At 71.9% G+C, this 5,866-nt stretch carries 2 protein-coding genes and 1 pseudogene; 1 reads left to right on the top strand and 2 read right to left on the bottom strand.

The annotated features are described in order from the left end of the window. Positions 1 to 143: 143 nt before the first annotated feature. A complete protein-coding gene (locus ACZ4SA_RS08600) occupies positions 144 to 3,473 on the bottom strand; it encodes a S8 family serine peptidase (RefSeq protein WP_468271207.1) in 3,330 nt (1,109 codons plus the stop codon). 246 nt (positions 3,474 to 3,719) lie between these two features. Between ACZ4SA_RS08600 and ACZ4SA_RS08595 the strand changes: the two are divergent. Next, positions 3,720 to 4,218, top strand: a pseudogene (locus ACZ4SA_RS08595) (NUDIX hydrolase). Here the strand turns inward: ACZ4SA_RS08595 and ACZ4SA_RS08590 are convergent. After that, positions 4,194 to 5,219: a hypothetical protein gene (locus ACZ4SA_RS08590; RefSeq protein WP_468271205.1), complete on the bottom strand. Its 1,026-nt coding sequence runs from the start codon at positions 5,217 to 5,219 to the stop codon at positions 4,194 to 4,196. The pseudogene ACZ4SA_RS08595 and the gene ACZ4SA_RS08590 overlap by 25 nt on opposite strands. Between the last annotated feature and the right edge of the window lie 647 nt (positions 5,220 to 5,866).

Below are 5,866 nucleotides of genomic sequence, written 5' to 3'. Positions count from 1 at the left end.
ACAACAGAAGGGGGGGAGGAGGGGGGGGGGGGGGGGGGGGGGGGTGTTTGGTGGGGGGGGGGGGGGGGGGGGGGTGGGGGGGGGGGGGGGGGGCCCCCCCCCCCCCCCCCCCCCCCCCCCCCGCCGTCGTGCCTGTGCAGGTGTTACTCGGTGACCTTGCCGATCACCACGCTGCCCGCGCCCGCGGCCGTTCCGCGAGCGTTCAGCAGCTGCACCTCACCGAAGAACTGACGTCCCTCGGGAGCCGCGCCCGCCACCATGACCTCGGCGCTGACCTGCGCCGACGCCCCGTTGTCGAGCGTGACCGGCGTGCCGGAGTCGACCTTCAGCGAGCCGAGCGCCGGGGAGAAGAACACATCGCGGTAGTCGTACTCGGTGGTCCCGGCCGGGACCGAGTAGCCGTCGATCACGATGGTGTAGGTGCCGGCGGCCGGCTTGACGAGGCTCACGGCCTCCTCGGAGTCGCCGTCCGCGGCCTGGCCGACCCGCACGCCGTCCTTGAGGACCGTGAGGTCCAGGTCGGCGCCGTTGTCGGAGGGGGAACCGATGGCGACGTCGAGCCGCTCCACGCCCTCACCGATGGTGACCGTGGAACGCTGCTGCTCGCCGTCCTTGATCGACGGACGGGCGACCTTCGCCGAGCCCAGGGACCCCCCGGCCAGCTTGCCGTCGATGGCGGCGAAGGCGTTGGTGACGTTCCACTCGACGAGGGCCGGCGTGCCGATCTTCGCCTCGGGAAGCGTCTTGACCGCCGGGTCGAAGTCGGCGCCCAGCACCGTCACGTCCAGCTCGAACGGGTTGTCGAGCAGCGGAGACGTACGACGGGACTCGACCTCGATCTCCCAGACGCCCGGCGCCGGCTCCGGGTAGGAGCGCACGTCGGGACGGCAGGTGTTGGCCGGGCTGTCGTAGTTCGGGTAGCAGTAGATCGTCGAGCTGTCGTCGACCGGCAGGCCGTACGGGTGGATGCCGATGAACCGGGTCTGGCTGCCCTTGTCCAGCCCGCTGAGCGCGACCTCGAGGTTCTTGGCGCCCTCGGGGACGGTGACGAAGTACGACTTGTGGCTGTTGCGCTGCACCGAGTCGGACTTGGAGACCGTGAAACCGGGCTTCGCGAGAGCATCGGAGACGACCACGGTGGCCAGGATCTGCTTGTCCACGCCCACCGTGCGCCGGTCGTCCGCCTCGAGGACGGCGCTGTGCACACCGGCCGTCTTGGGCCGTGCCTGGACGGTGACGGTGACCGGCTGGTTCAGCGGGAGCCGGACCTTGGAACCGCCGAGGAGGCGGAAGGTGCCGTCGTTGTTCTTCCAGCGCAGCTTGTGCTCGACCGCCCTGTCCGGGCCGGTCGTGCGTGTGACGGTGACGTCGTAGGTCCGGCTCTTGCCGGCCTGCAGGCCGCCCTCACGGTCGTACAGGCCGGTGCCGAAGCCCGGCGTCTTCAGCGCGAAGTCTATGGCCGTGTCGACCGGCGCCTTGACGGTGTACTCGTGGGCGTTCGCGCCGCGCTTGATGGCCTTCCACGCGTCCACGACGTTGATCAGACCCGCGCCCTGCTCGTGCGCCTTCACACCCCTGATGTGGTGAGCGGTGCTGGTCAGAGCGGTGCGCAGCTTCGCCGGGGTGAGCTCGATGTCACGCTGCTTGGCCGCGGAGAGCAGCAGCGCGGCCGCGCCCGCGGCCTGCGGCGACGACATCGAGGTGCCCTGCATCATCGAGTAGCCCGCGGGCAGCGCGTAGCCGGCCTCCTTGACCGGGCCGCCGGGCGCCCAGGTCTGGGTGGTGTTGACGGCGGCGCCGGGCGCGGTGAGGGTCGGCGTGAAACCGCCGTCCTCACGCGGGCCGCGGGAGGAGAAGGGCAGCATCGCGTACTTCTTCTTGACGCGGGAGCCGTAGTTGGACGCCCAGGTCTCCTTGGAGATGGACGCGCCGACGGAGATCACCTTGTCGGCGACGGCCGGGTCGCCGAGCGTGTTGGTGCCCGGGCCCTCGTTGCCGGCCGAGATCACCAGCTGGACACCGTAGGTGTCGATGAGCCGGTTGTAGAGCTCGGCGCGGGCGTTGTTGCCGTCGTTCAGCGGGGGCAGACCGCCGATGGACATGTTGACGATGTCCACACCGCGGTTGATGACCAGGTCCGCCATGCCCTCGGTGAGCGCGATGTTGGTGCAGCCGCCGCTCCAGGTGCAGGCGCGCGAGGAGACGATCTTGGCGCCGGGGGCGGCGCCGTTCATCCGGCCGCCGAAGAGGCTGTTGGCGGCGGTGATGCCGGCGACGTGGGTGCCGTGCGAGCCCTCGATGACACCGATGCTGACGTGGTCGGCCGTGGCGCCCGCCGCGTTGTACACGACGTCCTTGCGGACCTCGATGACGAACGGGATGCGCTCGACGACGTCGGTCGCCGGATTGTCCTTGCCGAAGTAGCCGACCTGGAAGCCGTTCTTGTACGGCTTCATCAGGGTGTCGTTGCGGAAGTCGGCGTCGTTGTCCAGGTCGACGCGCGCGGTCCGGGTGCCCTCGTCGTAGAGCACGCCCCACACGTCGGTGGTGTCGCCGTCCCGGTTGAGGTCGCCCGCCATGTCGCCGCCCTTGGTGGCGGACTCCTTGAACAGGCTGAACCGGTACGTGCCGGCCGGGGCGGAGTAGGTACGGCCGCCCGACACGAAGGTCGGACCGCTGACGGCCGTGTTCATCCGCAGCCAGGTGCCGTCGCCGTCCGAGACGGGGTCCGTGGCCGTGACCCAGTCGACGATCTTGCGCTCGCCGGTGGTGGTCTTCTGCAGCGCCGGGTGGGCGACGTCCACGCCGGAGTCGAGAACGCCGATGGTCACCCCGCGGCCGTCCGCCTTGGGGTTCTTCTTGACGAAGTCGACCGCGCCGGTCTCGAAGGACGGGTTGTACGGGTTCTTCGCCGGTGTGTGCTTGCCGGGCGCCGGGTACTGCTTGACCTGGGCCGCAGCGGTGCCTGCGGCGCGGGTGGTGTCCCCGGCCGGGGTCGGGTCGTCGAGCTCGATCTCGTGTTTGAGGTCGATGCCGTGGACGCTGGAGAGCTTGGCCGCCGCCTTGAGCGCGCCCTCGGCCTTGTCGGTGGGCAGCGTGGCCCGCACATAGCCGAGCTCGTCGAACGTCCTGCCGACGACCGAGCCCTTCACGGTGTCCAGCTGGTCCGCGACCTGCTTGGTCGCGCCGGGCGCGGTGGCCACCATGACGGTGACGGTCTTCTCGCCCGCGGCCTCCGCCTCGGCGAGCAGTTCGGCGTCGGCCGAACCCAGCTTGTCGGCGGGGGCCTTGGCTGCCTTGACTTCCGTTGTACCCGCCGGGTCGTCGGCAGGGGTCGCGGCGACGGCCGGAGCGACGCCGGCGGCGACGAGCGCGGCCACCATGGAGGCGGCTGCCGCGACGCGCGCGACGCGTCTGTGGCCGGGCGTCGAGCGTCCTGTTGTGGAGCTCTCGGATTCGGGGGTCATCAACATCCCTGTTTGTGAAAGAGAGGGTCCGGAATACGGTGCCGGATGACCGCTCAGCCTTGCGTAAATGACAGGGTTTTGTGGAGGGTTGATTAAGTCGTATTGCACTCATGGCGTACATCCGCCACTGTGCTGCTTGCGCCATGCGGCACGAATGGGTGTGTTTCACCCGGGTGGCCGTGCCGGCGGTCCCGGATGCGCCTCCGGACCGCTTCTCGCCGGCGCCGGCGAAGGCCCCGGTAACCCCACCGAATGAACAAGGAGTTGAGGGTCGCGGCGTACGCCGTGTGCATACGGGACGAACACGTCCTGCCGGCCCGCCGGGTCGCGCGCGACGGCGCGAAGAAGTGGACGCTGCCGGGCGGCGGCATGGACCACGGCGAGGATCCCCTCGACACCGTCGTACGGGAGGCCGAGGTGGGGGTACCTCCCGTACGGAGTCCGGCGGAGAGACCGGCCACCTCGCCGAGATGACCGCCCTGCTCGGCCCCGACTCGGTACGCCGACGCCCCCCCCGTGCAAGCTCGGCTCGTTCGCGGACTTCCAGGGCCTGCGGATCGTCCACGAGGGCCGGATCACCGGTGGCGAGCTGCGCAGCGAGACCGGCGGCTCCACGGACCTCGCCGCCTGGCACCCTCTCGACGCGGTACAGGGACTCGACCGGGTCGAACTCGTCGACATCGGCCTGGAACTGTGGCGTTCCAGGCCCGTGCTCGGGCGGGCCGCTCAGCGGGGCAGCACCACCACATAGGCGGCCGGCTCACGGTCCGCCGCGGCCATCAGAGCCGTACGCACCACGGTCGCCTGCTGTTCGGGCGACTCGCGCAGCTTGCGGGGCATCAGATGCACGACGGTGATGCCGAGACGCTCCAGATGTTCCCGCCTGCGTGCGTATAGCGACCACTCGGCGTCCTCGTTCTGACGGGGCGCCCGGGAGTCCAGCTCCACGGCGACGGCCTGCTCCGGCCAGTACGCGTCCACCCCGCCGAGGTGCGGGCCGCCGGGCAACCGCAGATCCACGTTCCACAGCGGGTCGGGAAGCCCGCCGTCCCGCACCAGGTCGTACAACCGCCCCTCGGCCAGCGCGCGGCCCTCCGCGAGCAGGTCGTCGACGGCGCTCACGACGTGCGGCCGGTCCAGCAGCCGAGCGTCGTTCAGCTCGCGGACAAGAGCGGCGTGTTCGCAGTGGTTGCCCCGTACCGCCTCCGTCAGCAGCCGGCCGATCAGCTGCGGGTCGTCGAACTGCGCCACGGCATCGGCGACCGCGCGGGGCGCCGGGGCGACGGGTACGCCGGTGATCTCCTGTGCCCGCGGCAGCGCGTGCCCCCGCACCAGCCGGGCGCACCCCGCCGACCGCAGCCGCCGGGTCCGCGGCACGAGGACGTCGATCTGCTCGAGCGCCATCAGCGGCGGCGTGGTGGAGAACCCGTGCAGCGCGAGCGCGGCAAGCCCGGTGATCATGGCTTCGCCGTACGGCGCGGACTCCTGCCGCGGGGCCGGCAGCACGGGGCGGCCGGCGTACAGAAGGGCGCCGTGCAGCCGCTCCTCGCTGGTGGGCGGGCCCGAGTGCATCAGATACACCCCCGGCAGCAGCAACTGCCAGGCCCCGCCGGGCCTGCACTGCTCCGCGACGTGCGCGGGCGCGACGCCCTGCGACCGCAACTGGGCACCGGACACGACACGTCGGCGGACCTCGCCGAGCCGGCCGAGGGGGAGGGAGGAGGGGGAGAGGGGAGCGTTGCGCTGAGTCATGCGAAGGGGATGCCCCCGGGGCGGGACCGCGCTAACCGCTGTTACAAGCCTGTCGGCATTTCAGGACAAGCCTGCACTAAAGTACGTGCGTTCGACTGCCGATCAGGGGCCCTCCGGTTGTGCCTCCCCACCCCGCCCCTGCCCGAACCGGAGCAGCCCCGGCCCCCGAGCCCGCGAGCGGGGCAACGCAAGCCTCGCCGGCACCTCCGAGCGCCAGAGGGCGCCGACAAGCCGGGGCCCGCTGCTTGCCCTTCCCGTACCGGGCATAGGCCCCGGGCACAGGCCACGGGCCCGTCCCGCGCCCCGCGTGGTGTGCTCGAGCTCCCCTGCGGCCAGGCGGCCGTGGGGGTTCCCGGGCCACGCGCGGCCCGCGCTTCGCGTCGTGGTGCCCCGGAGGAGCCGGTTCCGCTGTGCGAAACCGGCCAGCCGGCCGGGGGGAACTCAGGCTTCGCCGGTGATCGAGGCACGGGTCCGGGGCGGAGCCCCGACGGGTCCGGCCGGTTCAAGCGGCCTCCGGGGGCGGGGGGGGGGGGGGGGGGGGGGGGGGGAAAAACCCCCCCCCCCCCCCCCCCCCCCCCCCCCCCCCCCCGGGACAGGGGCGCCGTTACGCCTTGCGGAGGCGGAAGGTCAGGCCCAGGCCCTCGTCC

The sequence above is a fragment of the Streptomyces sp. NPDC027962 genome (assembly GCF_055566095.1).
Note: the sequence above shows the minus strand (reverse complement) of the source record. Positions and strands in the feature narration are given on the sequence as shown.

What these genes read in the sequence shown, in the direction of transcription:
- ACZ4SA_RS08600 (WP_468271207.1), bottom strand. Translation starts at nt 3,473, where the DNA reads ATGTTGATGACCCCCGAATCCGAGAGCTCCACAACAGGACGCTCGACG.
- ACZ4SA_RS08590 (WP_468271205.1), bottom strand. Translation starts at nt 5,219, where the DNA reads ATGACTCAGCGCAACGCTCCCCTCTCCCCCTCCTCCCTCCCCCTCGGC.